The 21,782-nt window shown below is 55.0% G+C and carries 16 protein-coding genes and 3 tRNA genes; 4 read left to right on the top strand and 15 right to left on the bottom strand.

The genetic code is table 11. The annotated features are described in order from the left end of the window. Nucleotides 1–260 precede the first annotated feature (260 nt). From cas2e to casA, 7 genes are all read right to left on the bottom strand, one after another. Complete coding sequence (gene cas2e / locus Q4P78_RS06500; protein WP_303339549.1) at nt 261–605, bottom strand: type I-E CRISPR-associated endoribonuclease Cas2e; 345 nt, start codon at nt 603–605, stop codon at nt 261–263. A gap of 12 nt (nt 606–617) precedes the next feature. Further along, entirely contained in the window at nt 618–1,574 is a 957-nt protein-coding gene (cas1e, locus tag Q4P78_RS06495) for a type I-E CRISPR-associated endonuclease Cas1e (protein WP_303339548.1), read from the bottom strand. A 108-nt stretch (nt 1,575–1,682) separates the two neighbouring features. Continuing rightward, nucleotides 1,683–2,360, bottom strand: a complete 678-nt coding sequence (gene cas6e, locus Q4P78_RS06490) for a type I-E CRISPR-associated protein Cas6/Cse3/CasE (RefSeq protein WP_303339547.1) — start codon at nt 2,358–2,360, stop codon at nt 1,683–1,685. Then, the gene (gene cas5e, locus Q4P78_RS06485) at nt 2,360–3,088 is read right to left on the bottom strand and encodes a type I-E CRISPR-associated protein Cas5/CasD (protein ID WP_303339546.1); all 729 of its coding nucleotides are present in this window, start codon (nt 3,086–3,088) and stop codon (nt 2,360–2,362) included. Before cas5e ends, cas6e begins: the two co-directional genes overlap by 1 nt. Continuing rightward, nucleotides 3,089–4,204 (bottom strand): type I-E CRISPR-associated protein Cas7/Cse4/CasC, encoded by a 1,116-nt coding sequence (gene cas7e / locus Q4P78_RS06480; RefSeq protein WP_303339545.1) that lies wholly within the window; start codon nt 4,202–4,204, stop codon nt 3,089–3,091. After that, complete coding sequence (gene casB, locus Q4P78_RS06475; RefSeq protein ID WP_303339544.1) at nt 4,204–4,842, bottom strand: type I-E CRISPR-associated protein Cse2/CasB; 639 nt, start codon at nt 4,840–4,842, stop codon at nt 4,204–4,206. The genes cas7e and casB overlap by 1 nt, the downstream gene beginning before the upstream one ends. A 14-nt stretch (nt 4,843–4,856) precedes the next feature. Continuing rightward, the gene (gene casA, locus Q4P78_RS06470) at nt 4,857–6,593 is read right to left on the bottom strand and encodes a type I-E CRISPR-associated protein Cse1/CasA (RefSeq protein ID WP_303339543.1); all 1,737 of its coding nucleotides are present in this window, start codon (nt 6,591–6,593) and stop codon (nt 4,857–4,859) included. Between the two features lie 365 nt (nt 6,594–6,958). Between casA and cas3 the strand changes: the two genes are divergently transcribed. Next, nucleotides 6,959–10,045, top strand: coding sequence for a CRISPR-associated helicase Cas3' (gene cas3 / locus Q4P78_RS06465; RefSeq protein ID WP_303339542.1), 3,087 nt, complete (start codon nt 6,959–6,961; stop codon nt 10,043–10,045). A gap of 322 nt (nt 10,046–10,367) precedes the next feature. Here the strand turns inward: cas3 and Q4P78_RS06460 are convergent. The 4 genes from Q4P78_RS06460 to zapE all read right to left on the bottom strand — a co-directional run bounded on the left by Q4P78_RS06460 (nt 10,368) and on the right by zapE (nt 12,349). Then, nucleotides 10,368–10,439 (bottom strand) — tRNA-Val (locus Q4P78_RS06460). Nucleotides 10,440–10,460: 21 nt separating this feature from the next. Further along, nucleotides 10,461–10,531, bottom strand: a tRNA-Cys gene (locus Q4P78_RS06455). A 49-nt stretch (nt 10,532–10,580) separates the two neighbouring features. Beyond that, nucleotides 10,581–10,653, bottom strand: a tRNA-Gly gene (locus tag Q4P78_RS06450). 646 nt (nt 10,654–11,299) lie between these two features. Next, a complete protein-coding gene (gene zapE / locus Q4P78_RS06445) occupies nt 11,300–12,349 on the bottom strand; it encodes a cell division protein ZapE (protein ID WP_303339541.1) in 1,050 nt (349 codons plus the stop codon). A gap of 134 nt (nt 12,350–12,483) precedes the next feature. On the opposite strand from zapE, the gene ybaK reads away from it, so the two are divergent. The 3 genes from ybaK (at nt 12,484) to Q4P78_RS06430 (ending at nt 14,888) form a co-directional block, all read left to right on the top strand. After that, complete coding sequence (ybaK, locus tag Q4P78_RS06440) at nt 12,484–12,984, top strand: Cys-tRNA(Pro) deacylase (protein ID WP_303339540.1); 501 nt, start codon at nt 12,484–12,486, stop codon at nt 12,982–12,984. A 135-nt stretch (nt 12,985–13,119) separates the two neighbouring features. Next, nucleotides 13,120–13,578 carry a peptide-methionine (R)-S-oxide reductase MsrB gene (gene msrB / locus Q4P78_RS06435; protein WP_303339539.1) on the top strand — a complete coding sequence of 153 codons (459 nt, stop codon included), beginning with the start codon at nt 13,120–13,122 and terminating at the stop codon, nt 13,576–13,578. Nucleotides 13,579–13,643: 65 nt separating this feature from the next. Further along, entirely contained in the window at nt 13,644–14,888 is a 1,245-nt protein-coding gene (locus Q4P78_RS06430) for an HRDC domain-containing protein (protein WP_303339538.1), read from the top strand. 367 nt (nt 14,889–15,255) lie between these two features. Here Q4P78_RS06430 and dxs read toward each other — a convergent pair whose 3' ends face one another. The 4 genes from dxs to Q4P78_RS06410 form a co-directional block, all read right to left on the bottom strand. After that, on the bottom strand, nt 15,256–17,235 hold the full coding sequence (dxs, locus tag Q4P78_RS06425) for a 1-deoxy-D-xylulose-5-phosphate synthase (RefSeq protein ID WP_303339537.1): 1,980 nt from the start codon (nt 17,233–17,235) through the stop codon (nt 15,256–15,258). Nucleotides 17,236–17,294: 59 nt separating this feature from the next. Beyond that, a complete protein-coding gene (locus tag Q4P78_RS06420; RefSeq protein ID WP_303339536.1) occupies nt 17,295–19,181 on the bottom strand; it encodes an LPXTG cell wall anchor domain-containing protein in 1,887 nt (628 codons plus the stop codon). Nucleotides 19,182–19,474: 293 nt separating this feature from the next. Beyond that, nucleotides 19,475–20,050, bottom strand: a complete 576-nt coding sequence (locus Q4P78_RS06415; protein ID WP_303339535.1) for a hypothetical protein — start codon at nt 20,048–20,050, stop codon at nt 19,475–19,477. Further along, the gene (locus Q4P78_RS06410; RefSeq protein WP_303339534.1) at nt 20,050–21,738 is read right to left on the bottom strand and encodes a class I SAM-dependent RNA methyltransferase; all 1,689 of its coding nucleotides are present in this window, start codon (nt 21,736–21,738) and stop codon (nt 20,050–20,052) included. Before Q4P78_RS06410 ends, Q4P78_RS06415 begins: the two co-directional genes overlap by 1 nt. Nucleotides 21,739–21,782: the final 44 nt, after the last annotated feature.

Here is a 21,782-nt window from a genome sequence, read left to right as displayed (position 1 = left end):
GGCTCATCCCCGTGTGTACGGGGAGCATGGAGCCTTCAGAGCCGCCTTCTGCGCATCCAACGGCTCATCCCCGTGTGTACGGGGAGCATGGCGCTAATAACCGGCGGGCAGAGTACAGAACCGGCTCATCCCCGTGTGTACGGGGAGCATACTTGCTGACCTGGGGTTTTATCCCCTGGGTCGGCATTTTTCATTAAGTTTGGAGCCTGGAGCCACGACTAAGTATAGCTCAAATTTTGAGCATGAAAGACCCATGTTTTCTAGTATCTTCTTCTAGCGCGCCGATACTTGCTGGCGTTGCTCCATCCTCTTTTGGGAGTGAATTTTTGAGCGGTCGATACACGTCGAATCAGCTGCACACCGTCATAGTCAATAGGCTCCCACTCATGGCGATGTACCTTGAAATCGAAACCCTGTTCATTATTCGTTGTGTACACCATGAGTGCACGGCCGTCACTGCAAGTCGTCATAATACGTTCCCATAAATGTTCACGAATACGCGCACTTACTTTACCGATAAACACACCAGCGCTTATTTCAAGAAGCCATCGAGTTAAATCACCACGCAGACCTGCTGGACATGCAGTTAGAACCACAACAATCATAGTTCTATCCCCTTACTCAGAATCAGTCTGAGAATCATGGAAAGAACCATGGTTAATACGAGCCGACACTGTACCTTTGCCATCCCACAGCATCAAATCGCCATCACTTGCGTCGTTCTCGTCAAATTCCTCTCGGTCAAGCAAACGCTTAATGTCTTCCACAATACGCACCATGATTTTCTGCTCGCGGATTCGATCACGCACAGCACGGCGAACCTTTGAGCCGACGTCCTCACCTGGTTCTAGAGCAGCAACAGTTTCAAATGCTGCAGGAATAGAGACATCAGCCTTATACAAATCCGCGATATCGTACACAAAAGAACGCGTGTTTCCGGTATGCACAAACCCCAGTCCGGGTGAACACCCCAGAGACACTATGGCGGCGTGCACAATTCCATATAGACAAGCATGAGCGGCAGAAAGCGCCTGATTAATAGCCGTTCCCCCCTCAAAATTATTTGGGTCAAACTCACGCTTAGACCATTCAACGCCCGTCTTTTGAGACCACATACGATATACCCTACGCACACGTGCCCCTTCGCGACCGCGCAGCTGCTGCATCGATAAACCGCTCACGTCTTCACCGGGGAAACGCCATTCATACATGGTTCGAGCAACAGATAAACGTTTACGAGCATTACTGACTTTATCAGCCTGAGTGCTCAAAAGATGGGAAGTTTTAGCGGGTGAATGACCATGTGCATAGTACCGTACGCCTTCCTCCCCTACCCAGATTGCGCTGGTTCCGCAATCTCCTAAGACAGTCATTGCTTGATGAGTAATTGACGTACCCGGTCCTAAAAGAAGAGCAGATAGAGAGGCAGCGGGAACATGGGTTACCCCGTCTTGATCCGTAATAGTAATAGCATTATCGGCACGGTGAATTTTTGCTGCCTCTACGTAGAGATAAGAAATGCGTTCAGAGCTACGCACTAATTCTTTTCGAGCGGGTGGGGTTGCACCAATCATATATTCCTCCTTGAAAGTATGGTGTACATGTATTACAAGAATGTGCGGTGCAGGATATTTAGTTATATCCCACACCGCATATTCTCAGCACCGATAGTGATCCGCAGTTTATCGGTTGACCGGTGCCAGAGTCATCAGACCCAAACCGTAAGCTTTACCGCGCCCCATACCATAGGTCAGGGCATAACGGAATTTATCGACATCTGTAACCCGCAGATATCCATCAAATTGAGCCTTACGCAGCGTTACTTTGCCGATACGGTTCTGCTGATTCACATCTTTACGGGCAAAGCCGAGATCTCGTCGCGAACTCACCATAGGTGCGTCCTCAAGAGCCTGATTGGGGGCAGGAACGATCTCAAATCCCCACTGCTTGGCTCGTTCACGCAGCCAGGCGCTCTGCTGAGCTGGAGTAACATGAGGATAGACTTTTTCCTTGCCATCGTCTTTCCTAACACGCTTCACAGGATTAGCCGCCAAGCGGAATGCCCATTCCTGACCGTTCTCAAGCTTCGCCAGCAAACGACCGTAATGTGCGCTCTCACCAGGACGAGTTGCCCAGCCAGCCTGTTCCACCAAAGCCGAGAAATCAGGCTTCTCAGGGCTTAGCATATACAAGGTATACGAATGTTCAGAGCGGTCAAGGCGCCACAGAATACGACCATCGCTCAGGTCAATATCCGGTGGATTTGTCGCCATAACAGCAGCATGCAGAGCCTGCGGGTTCGAGAGTAGCTTACGTGCCCCTCCTTTAGCAGGATTAATCATAAATCGTGAAAAATACACTATGCCTCCTGCACAAAACTCATGAAGTCAACAGTATCAAAAGAACGAACCTGAGAGTCCGGGTTCTCAACAGTAACGGGCACGCTATCAGTCAGGACTTTACGCGAAAGGTACTGGCGATGTTCTGGAGAAAAACTTACCGGAACATCGTTCACCAGCAAACCGTCTTCACCCGAAGCAGACTCACGCACAATCGGCAGCTGAACAGGATTCGGGCTCTGCTGGCGGATACGCTCAGCGACATTCCACGGTTCATGACGTAGAGCATCCACAGCGGAATACTCACGGATTGCCGATTCCTTGCCTGGCACCATGTCATATCCTGCGGGACACGAACGGCGCCCCAAGTAGAGAGGATATACTGGCGCACGCAGAGCGGATTCTAGGCGTTCAAGGAAAGCTCGGTCGTCACTTTCCAAGGCAACCAGAAATACGGCATCTGAAAGATAGTATCGTGTTGACAGCTTTGCGTCATCATTGGGCTTGCGAGCCCAATCTTTGGCTGTTTGATAATCGCGAACCATTTGACCAGGGGCGTCAATACGAACCGCAAAACCAAGAGACGATAAGTCATCCACAGATTCAGTTCGTGCTCTACCGAGTGCTGCCGCAAGCAGACCAATAACACCCGACTTGCTCGGCATGCTATCAGTCTCTCGACGACGGTAGCGGCTCTGGGTACCCCAGGATTGTAGAGGCCCGCTCAATTTGAGGAGCAGGGTAGGCATTTACGCCTCCTGAGAGAGCAACTCGGTCAGCTTACCCTCAAGCTTTTCCTTCAGCTGCGGCAGGGTTACTTCTTCGCCCAGACCTTCCAATTCAGCCTTCAGATCGCCCAGCGCAAAGACATACGAGGATACCGGTTCATAACCGTAGGCTTCCTGAATAGACTGTGCTTCCTGGGCGAGTGCGCGAGTTGCTTCCAGACGGCGACCGCTATCCTTAGCAACAACAGGCTTCTCAAAAGCATTCACATAGGAAATCGGACGGTTATCACGGATGGTTACTACGACAACCTCGGGCAAAGTACGGGCCGCGAAAGTATTCTGCTTACCCGTGGGCATGGTCTCAACGAATGCAGAGATAAATGCCAGAGCCGCTTCAACAGTCGCTGCCGGTTCACCCAGGTTAGCTTCCAGAGCATTCAGGTTGACCGTAGCGTAGCGGTACAGAGTGGAAGAAGCCATCTCGATGGTACCGATCATGCCCGCGCCGCTTTCGTCATCAGCATTGCGCACATAGTCATCTACCGCAGTAAAGTAGTCAAAATCGGTATCCACAGCGTGTACACCCAGTGCGTGAGCCACCTGACAACTTGCGTCTACGTTGAAATCAGGAGCATCAGCCAGCATACGGCCAAAGAGGGCAATATCTACGCTGTGCTTAGTGTCGAGAATTTCCTTAACGTCCTTTGCAGGAATCTTCTCGCCGTCGGCATCAATAATTGCCTGGGCGAGACGATCAATCTGCTGGTTGCTCAGGAAAAGCAGGTAGCTAGAAACACCGCGAGAAGCACCTTCCTTCTTGGGATCTTCTACCTTAATCTTGACGGCCTTAAATGCTTCGCGTACTACCAGTTCAGCCTTGTCAGGGTCAAACGCAGGATCACGCTCAATAATACGATCCACTACCTTATCAGCGATACGGCGGGTACGTACACCAATCTTTGCAGAATCCAAATGGCATTCAAAATCACGGCGGATTACAGACTTCCACGATTGGCTGGACACACGAGTACGTTCTACACCACCAAAGATAGCGCTCTTGGGGCTGCCGGTATCGTCACGGTTAATGTTCGAAGGAGGCAGGGTCTGCAGAGCATGGATATCAACAAAGAACGACATTAGTTTTCCTCTTTCTGAGTAGTAGATACATTACGGTAGCCAGACGCAAAGTCACGGGTCCAGCTCAGGATGACAGAATCACGGTATTCGGGGTTGAGCAGACGGGCATAGTCCACTGCGAACTTGCCGTAATCCAGAGGCAACCCTTCTACCCGGAAGAGCTGCACTAGCGTACGAAGATGAGCAGCCATGACTTTCTCATCTCGGGCTTTCAAAACCGCATCAAAACGGTTCTTCATAGATGCGGAAGAGCGAGACACCAGCTGGCCAGCAACGTACCCGAAGCTTGCACCGCGCTTACCATCCGGGTGGTAATGCATAGGCTTAAGTTGAGATTGCTGATGAACTGCAAAGAGAGTCAACGCAGTAAATGCAGCACGCTCCTCACGGGTCAAGTACTCCCCCGAGCTCAGCAGATTTTCGGGGAAAGCACGATAATTTCCTTCGCCGTCTCCCACAGGATTCAAGACTTCCATCCATGCTTCAGGAGCCTGACGCATAGATTTACCGGCGCCTCGACGTAGATTTGCCAAGCGAGCCAAGGCATTTCCTCGCCCTTGAATCACACCGTGAGCCAAGTAAGCGGCTTGCGAGCCAACATAAGCAGCAAGCTGCTGACTCTTTGTCACTTTTTCCACGGGTATAACCTCCTTTAGTTCTTCGTGGAGTAATCGTAGGCAGCGGGGATCAGCTTACGCAGCCTTCCCCTAAAGCTGTTATAGGCTATTGCTGCAGTGTAACCCTGGTTGTCCTGTGCGTTATGGGTACCCACTATTGCTTTAGCGCCTGCATTACGCAGCATCTCTAGAGCACGTGATTCAAGGTAACTACGTACCCGTGCTTGCCATTCACGACGAGCCTTTTCCCGGTCACTATCAGCGCTGAGACTATGCAACCAGGTGCGGAAAACAGATTCTAGCCCGTGCAGCGCGCTTTCAGTAGCGTCAGCACGGAATTCGTATTCTTTACCGGCTGCGCGCAATAGGTTACCCGCGTACTGTCCCAGGGAGATAGCTGCTTCCATGGTGTCAGAAATCTGTTCCTTGATCATGACCATCATCTCTACACCGTGCTCTTGAATCAAAGACGTATCGAGCCCGAACTCTTCATCAATGTAGCCCTCGATAACGGCGCTCTGATTACCGTAGACTACACCAACAAGCTGAATCCGAGGATGATCAATACCTTGCGGCAAGTACTTACCATTTGCCAGCTGCTGAATATTTGGTGCGTTCTGATCCGGGTGAGTATTTTTTGCAGGCTCTCCAGCAATAAGAGCATCCACTCCACGCCACAGAGTACGCTCGGGGCTGTGTGCCTTAGGCATCCAAACCAGTGAGGTCTTCGAGGATTGGTTCTTACTCCAGCGATATGCAGTCAGCGGATCCTGTTTAAAGCTTTCCGGACCATAGCGGTCAAACCACTTATCACCGTTAGCAATCAGCACACCGGTGACTTCATTGCCATCATGCCATAGACGGATACGGCGAGACTGCCAGGTGAGAACCTCGCACATGCCGAGCATCGGCTGAGGATCGTCCTTATACTTAGACAGATCTCCACCGTCCTGCTCATAAAGCACAGCGGCGCGGGGCAAAGCAGAATCCGGGACACCGTTTTCTTCGCCACGCTCCCATACAGGCAAATCATCAAAGGTGTAATAGTAGCCCTCATTATCAGAGTCTTCCCTGCCCAATTGGCCGTAGTCAATATTCAGGAGCAGGGTCTCTGCAAAGTTACGACCGTGCAGAATAATCTTGCCGGTTGTACCATGCCATCCCACACCCAGAGGATAACCTTTACCACCCTTAACACGGGGGTCACCCACCGCACCAGATTTAATACCGGAGTAGTCGTAGGCCTGAACTTCAATGAGCGCACGCGCTGCTTCTGCAAAACTGAGTGAGCGAAGAGTTTTCTCAGCCCTCATGGAGAAGTATTCGCTCTCAGAATCCAGGATGAGACGGCTGACCGGCTTAATATCCCCTTTATCGGTATGCAAATCTGCAACCTGCATAAAGGGAAGCTCCGGGTGAATCAGATCAAAACGATGATGGTAGGTATTCAAATAGCGACTGATAGCAGGTAGTAGCGCCTCTTCCCAGTTCTCCAGAAGATTCTCTACCCATTCGCGGGTAATTTCTTCTTCTTGAGCTTCAATCAGCCCAGCAAAGAGGCCTTCGTCCAACACGATGGAACGAACAACAACCGTCAATCCCAGCGAGAAGGTAGCAGTACTTTGCACTGCACTACCGGAATCAATGCGCTCAATATTCTTGGCGTCAGTGAAGAGCTGGCGCAAAGAAACCTCGTGGTTCCGGGCGTCAATACCACGAACCATAATCCAGGGCTCATCGACAAGGTTAAAACTAGGCTTGCTGTCTACCATAGACTCTCTCCTTTCTTGAATCGTATATACAAGTAGTGACATTTTCCAGGGCACAAGTCCCGTCTTTCTTCCATACTAGAACTAAACACCCTCAGCTGTCTGAATTTCGTCACCGTAACGATGAAGTTGCTCAAAACGAGCTGTTGACACTCATCATAGACCCCTCACAGAGAGGAAGTCAAGGAGAATCGTAAAAGATATTCAATTGTTAACTTAAATTATTTGGTAGAGTAGTATCAGACGTAAGCCAGAATCCCCGATTTTTCGGGGAACACCATAGACCTTCAATCGTTAAAGGCTCATCCCCCGTCTGGTTCGAGGGAACACAACTACACTAGTCTACAGGAAGGAAAAAGGAGACCACTATGAACTACCGCTCAACACAAGATGGTGAATCTGCCACTAGTACTCTCTGGGCAAAGACCGGACCCGCAGAAGACCCCGCCAATGGACTCTCCCTCCCCCAGCATATGCGTGACTCGGGGCTCGTAGCCGAATACATCTGGGATCATTGGATTGCGCAGGGTGTCAAAGACGCACTATGCCAGCTGCTCGACATTACTCTCGAACAGACCAAAGCGCTCTACTGCTGGCTCGCAGAAACCCACGACATCGGCAAAGCAAGCCCCGAATTCGCAGGACAGCTAGATGCCCGAAACAACGACGAGCTGCGCATCTACAAGCGAAAAATTGAACAAGCAGGCTTCCAGTTCCCTTCTAGCTTTACCCCACCAACCTGTGCTTCGCCGCGCTGCCCACATTCTGCCTACGGACAAAGCATCCTGGTTGAATGGCTCACCGGTTGTTTCGGCGAAGAAAACGATAGTCCTCAAACTCTCACAACTGCCGCACTGACCATCGCAAGTATCTCCGGCGCACACCACGGCGCACCCGCAAAACATCAGCAGAACGATGACATGCGCCGCGATATCACCATCGCAAGCAGCTCCGACCCAATCTTCACGCAGTGGCAAGAAGCATGGCTTGAGCTCTTAGACCGTGCCCTCGAGCACAGCGGAGCCGAAGAAGTACTCGAGCGTCTCATGTCACGCCGCACCAAACTCCCCATCACTGCGCAGTTTATTCTCACCGGTCTGGTTATTATGGCGGACTGGATCGCGTCCAATCCCGATTACTTCCCCATGGGCAAGTTTACCGATGCGGAACATATCGAACGTGCACGTCAAGGATGGGAAGCTCTCGGCTTTGAAAAGGCGTGGGAACCTACACTCTCCCGAAGCGACGATGCACGAGAGCTCTATTCCAGCCGCTTCCAATGGTTCAAAGACAACCCCGAGGCTCCCCTGCGCCCCATGCAGGAAGTCGCCGTTGAGGCTGCACGTTCACTAACACATGGCGGCATGATGTGTATTGAGGCTCCCATGGGTCAGGGTAAAACCGAAGCGGGTCTGATTGCCGCTGAGATTCTTGTGCAGACTACCGGCCGTAGTGGTCTTGTCTTTGCTGCTCCCACCCAGGCAACCACGAATGCGCTACTGAGCCGCATTCAAGAGTGGGCACACTCTGCTCTTGGTTCCACTACCGATATCCATTCTCTCTTTCTGGGGCATTCCAAGAGGAATCTCAATAAGGATATGAAATCTATTCCTACCCTCGATGTCTTTGACGAGGCGGATAGCAATTCAGGACATTATCAAGCGGATAATTACAGCCGCGTTGCACGTCATTCGTGGCTTTCCGGCACTAAGCGAGGCATGCTCTCTACCTTTGTTGTTTGCACCATTGACCAGGTGCTCATGATGGCGCTCCAGATGAAGCACGTCATGCTCCGCCACGTAGCGCTCAGCTCCAAGGTAATTATTATCGATGAGGTACACGCCTACGACGCCTATATGAGCGAGTATTTGAAAGAGGCTCTCTACTGGCTGGGTAGTATGAACGCTCCCGTGATTCTCATGTCTGCGACCCTACCTGCCGAGACCAAAGCAACGCTCTTCGCTAGATACAAGAAAGGGCAGCAGAGCCTCTTCCGCACTCTGCAAGATGGTCAAGTTCCCAAGCGAAAGATTAACCGATTTCGGCCCACGACGGTTCATGCGCCCGTTAACCTTGCCTACCCGGTTATTACTACTCAGGGTGCTGAAGATTCTGCACCCAAACTCTGGGATGTCGAAGCACCCGCTGAGCAGCAGACTATTACTCTACGTCAGATCAGTGATGACTTCGAGGCACTCCGTGAGGCTCTCTCCCCCATCGAGCGTGGTCACGGCTGCGCAGCAATCATCTGCAACACTGTAGGTCGAGCTCAGGAAGTCTACGACTATCTACACGACATCTACGGTGAAGATATAACGCTCTTCCACTCACGATTCCTCGCCTTTCACCGTGTCAGCAAAGAGGAAGAACTTGTTCAAAAACTCGGCAAGGACGCACACCGTCATGCCGGACGTCCGGAGCGTCGTATTGTTGTTGGTACGCAGGTGATTGAGCAGTCACTGGATCTTGATTTTGACGTAATGGTGACCGACTTTGCCCCGGTGGATTTGGTTCTGCAGCGTATTGGCCGTTTGCACCGCCATGCGCGCGATGAGAGCGAACGCCCCGCAGAGTTCCGCACCCCTATCTGCTATATTCGCGGATTGGAAAACCCTGGTGATAGTGAGCAAGCACCGGAATTTATTGGTGTTTCTACACTGATTTACGAGTCGCTGATTCTGTACACCAGCTACGCGCAGCTGCTCCCCTACCTGCGCGGTGAGTACCCCCTGCAAATTCCTGCAGATGTAAGTACCCTGGTTCAAGGTGCCTACAACATTCCTGAAAAGGGCATCCCTGAGGATATTCCAGCCAGCTGGACTGAACAGGTCACCCAGGCATGCGTCGAGTATAAAAAGACCTTAAAAACCTTAGAAAATAAGGCGCAGGGATACCTGCTCAAACATGACCGACAGGCTCGAACCATGGCGGATATTATGTCTGCCATCAGCTATCCTCATCCCATGCCCCGCCAAACAACTGAACGCGTAGGCGACGAAGAACTTGGCGAAATGCGTGTACGCGATATTGACGATTCTCTCGAAGTGATAGCTCTCGAAGTTGAACGCGATGAAGTCGGCAATATTATGCATTACCGCGCGATCCCTGAGAATACTGCAGCGAATCAGCAGACATGGTTTGATGTCAACACTCCTCTGAGCAATAAATCGCTTGCTTATTCCTTCGCCGCGGCTACTATCCGACTACCCTACCAATTTGCAGATAAACCCACTCGAGGTTCCGAACGCGGCACCTCCTGGCGTTTCGACAAAGCGCTGGCTGAGTTGGAAAGCTTCCGTATCGATGCCTGGCAAGATGAGTATCTTCTGCGAGGTCAGCTGATTCTGCCCTTCGTCTACGATGAACAGAATCAGCAGTACACCTTTGACCTGGTGGATTACACCCTAATCTACACCCAGGAACTGGGTTTGCAGGCTATCAAGAAGGATAAATAAGCGATACGTAGCGTATGACAGAGCCCTCGGGATTTATCTCCCAAGGGCTCTTCTTGCATTGGGACGATACCAACTGGAGTTACGTTTTTGGGTTCATCTGAGCGGCAGCTCTGCCGGGGCTGATGAGATTCACCCCATGCGGAAGTGGTTCAGGGGTGGATGATGTATCGGGGCATGCGGAGTATAGTAAGCAATCCGGCATAAGCTGGGGTTCTCTATCAGGCCTCGCAAGTATCGGCCGGATAGAGAACCGCAGCATAGCCGGATTGCGGTCAGATAACACAAAAAGCCCTGACTCGTATGAGTCAGAGCTTCTTATCTGTGCGCGATACTGGGATCGAACCAGTGACCTCTTCCGTGTCAGGGAAGCGCGCTACCGCTGCGCCAATCGCGCTCAACACAATCATGTTGTGCGAGGTGAGGACGGGATTCGAACCCGCGTACACGGCTTTGCAGGCCGCTGCCTAACCACTCGACCACCTCACCATGTATTCACTTGAAAAGTGAATGGGTCCGAACTCTCAGGAGTCCTTCGAGCGGTTGACGAGACTTGAACTCGCGACATCCACCTTGGCAAGGTGGTGCTCTACCAACTGAGCTACAACCGCATTCGCTGCTTACTCGCTTCGTTCCTTTCGGCCCGTCGCGGCAACAAGTAATACTATACGGCAGTTTAAGGGGGTTCGCAAATCGGGGTCTTAAGGTGCCGAAAACCGCATGATTCCGGGGCAAAACGGGGTGTTTTCACCACCGAAATCCATCTGTTACCCAAAATTCTTTTATGTGAACTGAGTCTCTTATCTGGGATTTTCTGATTTTCCGCATGGTGCAGAGGGCGCATTGGACAACATCCCTACGCTATTAATGCGCATGGGACGATGCCCCCGGAGAGACTTCCCGGGTTCACGTGCGTTGAGCTTCTTTCCTGGGCTAAAGAGCATCATCCCATGCGGGTCTATGCCACGCCCGGTATTCGCAAAAACCCCGCTCACCAACCATCTCTGGTAGGTGAGCGGGGCACACGAGCCAGGAAGGTATAACCCTTCCGCGGCTCCAAACAGTCGTTAGCCGAGGTATAGGGGAACGTTGCAAGGAGGCAGGAAACAAGCGTACGCGCTGAGTTATGCGCAGCTCGCACAGCCTCTGCAACGCAAGCAAACCTCGAAACGAGCGAGCGGAGCATTGTCTGAGCTGGAGCAGGCTCTCTACTCCCGCCTCCAAACTCGAAACGCAAGCATGAACTATGTATGAGAGTTACTGTTCACTCTCTCCGAGCATGCCTTCACGTGCGAGCGCGGTCAGTCGCGACACAGCACGGAAGTACTTCTTCTGGTAGCCACCGGCGAGCATTTCTTCGGTAAAGACCTTGTCGAAGGGCACGCCGGATGCAACGATCGGCAGGTCCTTGTCGTAGAGTCGGTCGGCGAGCACCACGAATCGCAGGGCGACTGCCTGCTCGGTAATGGTGTGCACATCGCGCCATGCCACACCGTCCAGGCCTTCGATGAGCTGACGGTAGCGGGAGGGGTGTACCTGCTCCAGGTGCTTGACCAGATCAGTAAAGGAGTCCACGGCGATGGTCTTGCCGTCGAATACGTCCTTAACCTTCGCATCAAATTCGGCGTTGGTTACGGGTTCGGGTGCTGCGGGCAGACCTCGGTGGCGGAAGTCTTCGCCATCCACGCGGTGTACTTCGAATTGGTCGGCGAGCACCTGAATTTCACGCTTAAAGTCATCCGCTGCAAAGCGGCCTTCACCGAGGGCACCGGGTAGGGTGTTGGAGGTTGCCACGAGCTTCACGCCTGCGTTCGCGAGTTCGCGCATGAGGCGGGACATCATGGTGGTATCGCCCGGGTCGTCGAGTTCGAATTCGTCAATGCACACGAGCTTGTATTGGCTGAGTACTTCTACGGTTTTGCGGAAGCTGAGCACGCCCACCAGGTTGGTGTATTCCACGAAGGTGCCGAATGCTTTCAGACCGTTGGTGTAGTGCCAGAGGGAGGCGAGCAGGTGGGTTTTACCTACACCGAAGCCGCCGTCCAGGTACAGGCCTGCGCGACCTTCGTCTTTTTTCTTGCCGAAGAGTTTGGAGAGGAATCCGCCGCCGGAGTTGCCTTTGTTAATACGGTCGCCGAAGGCTTTGAGTTTTTCGACGGCTTCGCGCTGGGAGGGGTGGCTGTCGTCGGGGATGTAGGTGTCGAAGGATACTTCGCCGAAGCGTTCGGAGGGGCGGAATCCTGCCAGGATCTCGTCCGGTGAGACCTGGGGGACGCGGTCGGTGAGGTGTTCGTAGGTGGGAACCACGGTGTTTCTTTCTTTGGGTCTTTGTGTCTACCGTTCTTATTCTAGTACTTTGGGCGGCCTTTGGCTGATTCCACCCAGCTGGCGTGCTCTCTATTACGGTGTGCACGCACCTTAGGGGTTCTACAATTAACATCATGGCTAAGAAATCTAAAGCGAAGAAAAATAACGCCGGAACCGCAGCAATCGCTGTGCTCACCGAGGCCGGTGTGCCCTTTGAACTGCGCGAGTACGAGCACGTTGAGGGCACTACTTCCTTCGGTCTGGAAGCCGCAGAGAAAATTGGTGCAAGCCCCGACCAGGTCTTCAAAACCCTGCTGATTACTCAGGATAAGAACGTTGCCGTGGCGATTGTGCCGGTGGCGGGCAAGCTGAACCTCAAGGCTGCCGCTGCCGCACTGGGCTGGAAGAGTGCCTCCATGTGCGACCCGGCGGTGGCTCAGCGCCGCACCGGGTATGTGGTGGGTGGTATTTCTCCCCTGGGTCAGAAGACCCCCTCCCCCACCCTGCTGGATGCTTCGGCTCAGAACTTTGAGACGATTATGGTCTCCGGCGGTCGCCGCGGCCTGGATGTGGAGCTCTCCCCCGCCGATCTGTTGGCGCTCACCGAAGGTAAGTACGCGGATATTCGCGCCTAAGCGTGCTGTGCGCGCATCCTGCCTGTGCCTCCACATATTCCTCACAGGGCGCGGGAATAGCCTGCGCGCTAGCCGCGTTATACTCTCACCATATATAGGCGTATGCCTATGTCAATCAACGGAAAGGATCGGCTAATGAGCAACTCTCTGCCCGGCGTGGGCGCCATTGCGAAGAACTGGCGTGAGGTACTGAATCCGCAGGAATACCATGTGCTGCGTGAGGCCGGAACCGAGCGTGCTTTTACCGGCGAGTACTGGAATACGACCGCTACGGGTGTGTACTCCTGTCGCGCCTGCGGCACGGAACTTTTCCGTTCGACCCAGAAATTCGAGTCACATTGCGGCTGGCCTTCCTTCTTCGCTCCCCTGGCGGAGGATCGCGTGCGCTACCTGGAAGACACCACCTTAGGCATGAGGCGTGTCGAGGTGCGTTGCGCTGCCTGCGACTCGCATTTGGGTCACGTATTTGAGGGTGAGGGCTACGACACTCCCACGGATCTGCGCTATTGCATTAACTCTATTTCTCTCTCTTTTGAGCCTGAGAGCACGCCGGATACCAAGCCCGCGGGTGGCTCTGAATCTGCTGCCCAGTAGCCTGTTCGCGCCCCGTGCGCGCTCAGAGTACACTTGATAGGGCACACGGACAGAAGGGACAGCAGATGACAGATAGTACGGATACGCAAACACTCCATCTTGTGGTCCCCGACCTTGTACCCTTGGACAAGCCTTCGGTTGAGATCCCGCATATTATTAACACACCGTCGGGTTTGGAGCGCACGGCGCGCACCCTGGCGGCGATGAGCGGGCCGGTGGCGGTGGATACTGAGCGCGCGCAGGGTATTCGTTATGGCATTCGTGCGTTTTTGGTGCAGATTAAGCGCGAAGATAAGATTTTCCTGATTGATCCTGTGCCTTTTGATGATTTGAGCATTATTAATGATGCTCTGGCGGATGCGGAGTGGGTTATTCACGCCGCGATTCAGGATTTCCCCTCCCTGGACATGCTGGGTATGCGCCCCACAAAGCTTTTTGACACAGAGCTGGGTGCGCGCCTGGCGGGTTTCCCACGCGTAAACTTGGGCACCGTGGTGGAAAAGCTGCTGGGTTATAAGCTGGCGAAGAGTCACTCTGCGGAGGACTGGTCGCAGCGCCCCCTGCCGGAGTCTTGGCTGAACTATGCTCTGCTGGATGTTGATGTTCTTCTGGATCTGCGCGATGCTCTCGAGGAGCTGCTCGAATCGCAGGGTAAGATGGAGTTCGCACGCCAAGAATTTGAATATTTATGCACTCTGCCCGTCTATGACCCGGACGCCAACCGCGCCGAAAAATGGCGTAAGACTAAGGGCCGTTCGGTGCTCACTTCGGTGTATCAGCTGACGGCTCTGCGTAATTTGTGGTTTGAGCGCGATAAGCTGGCGCGTCAGAAGGATATGGATCCGAAGTCTCTGCTGCCGGATTCTGCGCTGGTTCAGGCGGCGTTGGAGATGCCGCGCTCTGTACCGAAGCTGCACCAGATTCCCGGTTTTCAGACGCGCCTGCTGGGGCGTGAGGCGACTCGTTGGATTCGTGCGATTGTTTCGGCATCTCGCGATAAGAACCCCGTACCCTTTACGGTTCCTTCAAATGCCCTGCCGCCGCTGAAGGCATGGGAGACGAAGAACCCGCAGGGTTTGGAGATTCTTGCCGGGCTGCGCGCGGCGATTAGCGGCGTGTCTGAGCGGCTGAACATTCCGGATATGAATCTGCTACTGCCCGAGACCATGAAGCGTATCGCCTGGGAGCCGCCCAAGCCCTACTCGAAGGATGCTCTGCGAGCGCAATTGGTCTCTCTTGAGGCGCGTGCCTGGCAGATTGATCTGCTGCTTGACCCGATGGATAAGGTCCTGGTTGAGCACCTCTCTTAAACACTGATGCCCCTCTAGCTATGTCTAGAGGGGCATCAGTGTTTAAGAGTTAGAGACTAATCGATTAATCTGTATTGGGATCCGCAGCCTACCGAATATGTGCCGTGACAGACTGGGCAGAAGCCCCGGCACACTCCTTATGAATACATACACCTCTCAGAGCAGGAGCAAATGAGCTGCCCAAGCCGCGCGAAGAAACGAACGAACGTCGCAAGTTGTGCGCAGGAAGTATGAAAGCCTTACGCACGCATGCCTCGGGAAGGTGATACTTCCGGAGCACTGTTTGCAGCGACGAGTGAAGTTTCACTCGCGAGGCTGGAAACACGCCTCAAAACGCAAGCATCCGCTCATGTAAAGTACCTATCGACTACTGAGCGTGACGGGGCTTCTGACCCTCTTCACGCGCATACGGAACCTTTACTCCGGAAAGCTGCGCCACAATATCAGCGCTAATCTGCTCGGGGGTCAGCCCCACTTCTTCCAGGATCTGCTCACGCGATGCATGCGGAATGAACTCTGCGGGCAGACCGAGCTCGGAGAGTGCGGTGTCCACTCCGGCAGCACGCATTTCTTGGCGGATGCGAGCGCCTACGCCTCCTGCTCGCACACCGTCTTCAATGGTGACGACAATGCGGTGCTCGCGCGCCAGCTCAATCACGCTGGCGGGTACGGGCATGACCCAGCGCGGGTCAATCACGGTGGATTCAATACCCTGTGCAGCGAGCAGGTCGGAGACCGCCAGGGCGACTCGTGCCATGGCGCCCACGCCGACCAGCAGCACATCGCGCTGACCGGTGTCGGGGTGTGCTTGGCCGGTGCGTACGAGCACATCCACTCCGTCTTCTCGGCGCTCTAGGGCGGGAATGTCCTCGCCTACGGAGCCCTTGGGGTAGCGGATAACGGTGGGTGCGTTGTCAATGGCGACGGCTTCACGCAGTGCTTCGCGCAGGGTGGAGGCATCACGCGGTGCTGCCAGGTGCAGTCCGGGGATGAATTGCAGCAGCGCCAAATCCCACATGCCGTGGTGGCTTGCGCCGTCGGGGCCGGTGATTCCGGAGCGGTCGAGCACGAGGGTCACACCCGCCTTGTGCAGGGCGACGTCCATGAGCAGCTGGTCAAAGCCGCGGTTCAGGAAGGTCGCGTAGAGCGCAATGACCGGGTGCATACCGCCGTATGCCAGACCCGCGCTCATGGCGATGGCGTGCTGTTCGGCAATGCCCACGTCGATGACTCGTTCGGGGTGTGCTTTGGCAAATTCGCGTAGACCCACGGGGATCAGCATGGCGCCGGTAATACCGACAATATCTTCGCGCTCATCAGCAATGTCTTTGATTTCGCGGGCGAAGACACTGGTCCAAGATTCTTTGGTGCTGGTGGAGACAGCCTTGCCAGTCATGGGGTCGATCTGGCCGACGGCGTGGAATTGGTCGTCTTCGTGGGCGCGTGCGGGCGCGTACCCGTGACCCTTTTCGGTGATGGCGTGCACGATGACCGGACCGGCGTAGTTCTTGGCGGCGCGCAGTGCCTGCTCTACCGCCTCCTGGTCGTGGCCGTCAATGGGACCCACGTATTTCATGCCGAGGTCTTCGAAAATACCGTTGGGTACGACGACGTCTTTAATGCCGGCTTTCATGCCGTGCAGGCCGCGGTAGATACCCTGGCCGACAGCCCCACCCTTCTGCAGGCCAACTCGTACGGCGTCGAGGGCTTTTTCGTAGCGGTTGTCCAGGCGCACACGGTCAACCACACCCTGCTTGAGGGTGGTCAGCTGGTTGGCGAATCCGCCGATAGTAGGCGCGTAGGAGCGGCCATTGTCGTTAACAATGATCACGACTTTACGGTCGCGGTCGGCTGCAATGTTATTGACAGCTTCCCACGCCATGCCGCCGGTGAGCGCGCCGTCGCCGATGAGCACTACGGTGTAGCGGTCGTCTTCGCCGTTGAGGCGGTGCGCGCGGGAGATGCCGTCAGCCCAGGAGATGGAGGAGGAGGCGTGCGAGGATTCGATAATGTCGTGTTCGGATTCGCCGCGGTCGGGGTAGCCGGATAGGCCGCCCTTTTGACGCAGGGTGTCGAAGGCGTGACGACCGGTCACCAGCTTGTGCACATAGGACTGGTGACCGGTGTCGAAGAGAATGCTGTCTTTGGGCGAGTCGAAGACACGGTGAATGCCCAGGGTCAGTTCGACCACGCCGAGGTTCGGGCCGAGGTGCCCGCCGGTTGCGGCAACATTGGTGACAATGAATTCGCGGATTTCTTCGGCGAGCTCGCTCAGCTGCTCGTAGCTGAGGGGCTTCAGGTCTTGCGGCTGGCTGATGGTGGGCAGTAGTGCCTCGTGCTTCGCCATGTGCTTCTCCTTAGTGGTCGGTTGCCCGTCAGCGGGTTTTGGATTGTCCTTTCCTCATTTTACCGTTTGAAGTGCTCATTGACGATTCGACGCGTACGCACTGCCGTGATGAGTGCGCCAAATCCGAGCAGAATTGCTCCTGCTGCGGTGTAGATGAGCGGGTTCTGCGCGCCGGTTGCTGCTAGCTTGTGCTGTTTTGCACCGGTGGAGGCACTGGATGCGCTCTTGTCGTTGTCGGAAGCATTGGCGAGCGCCGCGCTCTGGTGGGCTTGCGATTCTTGGCTTGCTACGGGGCGTACGGGTGCGCTGTTGGAGGGGCTTGCACTAGGGCTAGCGACAGAAGCGGAAGCGCTCGGGGTAGACGTGCTCGAAGCGGAGGAACTCGGCGTGGGTGAAGCAGAGACACTCGGGCTGGGAGCCGGGCTCTCCTTCTTCTTCCCGGTCACCGGATCAATACGGGTGCCGGTAGCGCTATCTACAAAACTCAGATTCTTCCAGCTCTGGGCGGGTAGCATACTCGGGGTGCTCAGCTGCGCAGAATCAGAGCAGCTGCCGGTGCCGGCAGCGCGCACGCGCATGACCCCGTAGGAGTTATAGGGAATGCTGATATATTCCTTGCGCTCGCCGTCATAATCCACAACGGTTGCCGATCCAAAGCTGAAGGTTCGGGTGTCGTACACGCGCGGGAATTCGCCGCCTTCACTCACCGTGGCGCGGCTGACCACGCTCACACGCCCGTCGGGCAACACCTGCACATCGTTCACACCAAAGGAGTACTGGCCGGTGCCGGTGCCAAAGCGGACTTCACTACTCACGCGGCCGCTGCGTTCATCCAAAATTTTCACGGTACCCTGTTCAAAACCGCCAATGTACAGGGTGTCTTGGTCTTCATCGGCGGCAATGCTCAGCGGGCGGTCACCGGTGAGCGGAATGAAGTACTTGAGCGTGCCACTTTCCAGGGAGTAGACCGCAAGACCGGCGTTGACATTGGGTTCGGGTGCATCCCAGGGGTTACCCTGATAGGAGACGAACATCTCCCCGCGCGAAAAATCTACGGCAACATCGCTGGCGTTAAGCTGCTTATCCGGGTTCGGGGAGAGCAAATCATAGCTGCGCTTAATCTCGAGGGTTGCGGTGTCAATAACCACCACACTATTGGCGGCGTGCTCAGCAATATAGAGCAGGCCGGTGGATTCATCCAGGAATCCGCGCGTGGGGGTCGGGCCGAACTGATTGCGCTTATCGGGGTCGGTATTAATGGTTTTGATCACCCGGCGAGTGGAGGTATCGAGCACCTGCACACCCGAGTCGGTGGTAACAAAGAGACGACTTGCGTCTTTGGATAGGTATAGGTCGCGGTTCTTATTGAACACCTGTTCTTCAACCGCTTTGCTCGGGTCATAGCTGGTCCATACCAGCTGCAGGGTGTCCATATCGTAGGCGGAGACTGCATGCAGGTGAGTGTCAGTCGTCCAGATCAGATTGTGCGTATCGTCAACCGCAAGTCCCAGGGGTACCTGTAGTACCTTGCCCTGCAGCAGATGAGTTTTTTCGTCCTCTTCTTCGCGGTGCTGGGTGAAGGATACTTCACGGGAGGTTGAGATTTCTTCGATCTCCAGGGTGTCGGCATTAATACGCATAATGGCGCCCAGGCTGGCGTAGGGGCCGTAGGTGGCGCTAGTTGCGTAGAACTTATTCTGGCGTGCCGAGTAGCGCATTTGATACATGGAGGGCATACCGGGGTGCTGGGTTGCTTCTACACTATAGGTTCGCGGTTTACCGGTGCATTCGGGAGCCGGGAGTGTGTTTGCGGTGCTGTTCGGGGTAGCTGAGGGAGTTGCATCGGAGGCGGTGTTTGCGGGTGCTGCGAGGGTTGCGGGCAGGCTCAGGGAAGCGGCGCATGCCAGGGCGATGCTTCCTCCAGCCACAAGAGCGCGGTTTTTCATGGGTATCCTTCGGTGGATGGGGCGGGTATCTAGTGCACGCTACCTAGCGTGTCATGTATCTACCCGGAATCGACGATTGTCTTAGGTCTTCCTAAGATACTCTAACCCTATCTTGTCTTCACGGCACTGTGCAAGCCCCGCCCACTTGATGACGATTTAGTGACGGGCTGTGAGCGCAGAAAGTGTCTATTGAGTCATGGAATACATGCCTCAATGAGCACTAACTACGCTCACAGGGTGTCAGTATGTAGCCCGTGGAGATGCAGAAAGCGGGCAGGCGGTTAGAGCTTCTTCTACGGATGCTTAGCAACCGTTGATTGATTGGCATCCAGCAGGGCGCGGCCGGTCTCGCTGAGCTTCAGAGAACGGTTCGACACCAGCTCCTCTAGCTGTTCGGAGCTCAAACGCTCCACAGCCCAACGCTGCAACTCGTCCTTCTTGAGCGCACTGAACCCTGATACACCAGCAACTTTCAACGCCTTCTTAATCGCCGGGCCCGTCACCAAATCCAGAGAATCAGCAGCAGACTCAATCAGCACCAACCCGGCGTCATTCAGCTGTTGCAGAGCACGCGGACCGTCTATACCGTAGGTGTACTCAAAATACTTCGGATACCAGCTGTCAGTATGGAAAGTATCGAAACCAACGCGCCAGAGCAGAATCACATGCCCCGCCGTTAGATCAAAACCATGAGAAGAATCCAGCACCTCCATAGCCCAGCGAGGAACCGCCTTGGCAGAGCTCAGCTCCACCTCATCCAGCCAGGCAGCCAGGTCACGTTCGGGCGAAATATAGGGGTACACCGCAAAGGAACCGTAGCGCGCATCAATAGCCTCCTGCTGCTGCGCGCTCACATGCTCACGCCACATTAGTCAGTAACCACCGGGCGGCGGCGGTTAGGCTTAATCGGCTTAGAAGTATCCGGCTTATCCATCTTGCGCTTCTTCGCCTTAGACTTGGCGGTAGAAACCTTCTTCACGCGGTAGTGAGTGTGCGGCTTCTCAAACAGAGCCACCGCCTCCACATGGTGCGTATTGGGGTACATATCAAAACCGCGCACACGAGTCAGAGCATAACCCAGTTCGCGCAAAATCGCGGTATCGCGACCCAGGGACGCCGGATCACAGGCAACATAAACAATGCGGGTTGGGTCAACACTTGCCAGGCGCTCCAGCACGGTACGGTTCGCACCATCACGCGAAGGATCAACCACAGCCACATCAATCGGCGGGATCTCGCCAAAATCATAGGCGGTCTTCAAATCCACCAGGTGGTGCGCCACATCGCCACGAATAACCTCAATGCGGGTCTCAGCGGCGCGCTCAGTACGGGAAATACCGTCACCGGGCGCGAAATTAGCGCGCGCATCGCGGTGAGTGACGGGCGAACCCTCAATGCTAATCACGGTGCCCTTCTGGCCCACAGCATCAGCCATGGCGGCGGTGAATAGACCCGCGCCGGCGTAGAGATCTAGCACGCAGGCGCCTTCTTCAACACCAGCCATGCCCAGCACAGCCTGAGCCAGCACACCCGGTGCGCAACGGTGAACCTGCCAGAAACCACCGGCAGACACCTGATAGGGAATGCGGGTCTTACCCAGCAGCACTTCCTCGGTCACCGAGCGCAGCCCGCCGCCGGAGAGCACATCGCCCTCGCGCACGCGACGGTAGGCGCTACGCAGAGAAGGACGGTAGGAGCGAGTGGTCGGCTTTGCGTTCGAGGCACGCTGAGGGGTGAAGAATAGGGAAATCTTCTTCTTCGCCAAATCCGGGCCAAATAGCGCCTCACACTGAGGCTCAATCTTTGCCGCAATATCGGCGCACTCGAAACGAGCCAGCACCTCAAATTGCAGCAGGATACGACCGCGAGAAGACACGGTTGCTTCCAGGGTCTTCACGCCGTAAAGGTTCAGTTTCTCCAGGTGCAGGTCACGAATATCGCGCGCCGCCAGGGGGAAATCAACCACGGGCACGCTATGGCTGCTCTGGTGCGGGTGCATGGCAATACGCCAGCTCTCCCCCACCTTGACCACGTCGTAACGCACACGCGAGCGCCAGGACAAATCGCCTTCCACGCTATCGCGATTAGGCATGGGCTCAACGGTGAGGGTGGTCAGCAGGCTGGATTCGGCGTTGATTTTACCCAGGCGTTCGAGCTGGGTGCGCAGAATCTGAGTCTTGTAGCGACGCTGTGCCGCGGGGTCAATATGACCGTATTCCATGCCGCCAAGTAGCTCGGCGACGCCGCTTGCTGCCTCGCGCTGCTGCGGGGTTTTGAGGGAGTCAGCTTGAATCCAGGGGTGCTTACGGCGGTAGGGCGAGGGCTCGTCAACGGCGATCACGTCGGCGAAGTAGAAGCGGTTCTTCGGGCCGGTGCCGGTAATGCGCACGGTGGCGGTTTCGCCGGGGATGCCGTGGCGAACGAAGATGACGCCTCTATCGGTGCGCGCGATAAATGCGCCACCATGGGCGGGGGATTCGCAGGTGACGGTGAGTGTGTCACCGATGCGGTAGGTGGTGCCGTTTTCACCTGCGGTGGTGGTTTTTGGCTGGGTCACGCTACTCTCCTTCACATCTTCTCTATGTGATATATTTTACAGCG

The organism is Rothia sp. (in: high G+C Gram-positive bacteria), from assembly GCF_030540545.1.
Classification (GTDB): domain Bacteria; phylum Actinomycetota; class Actinomycetes; order Actinomycetales; family Micrococcaceae; genus Rothia.
Note: the sequence above shows the minus strand (reverse complement) of the source record. Positions and strands in the feature narration are given on the sequence as shown.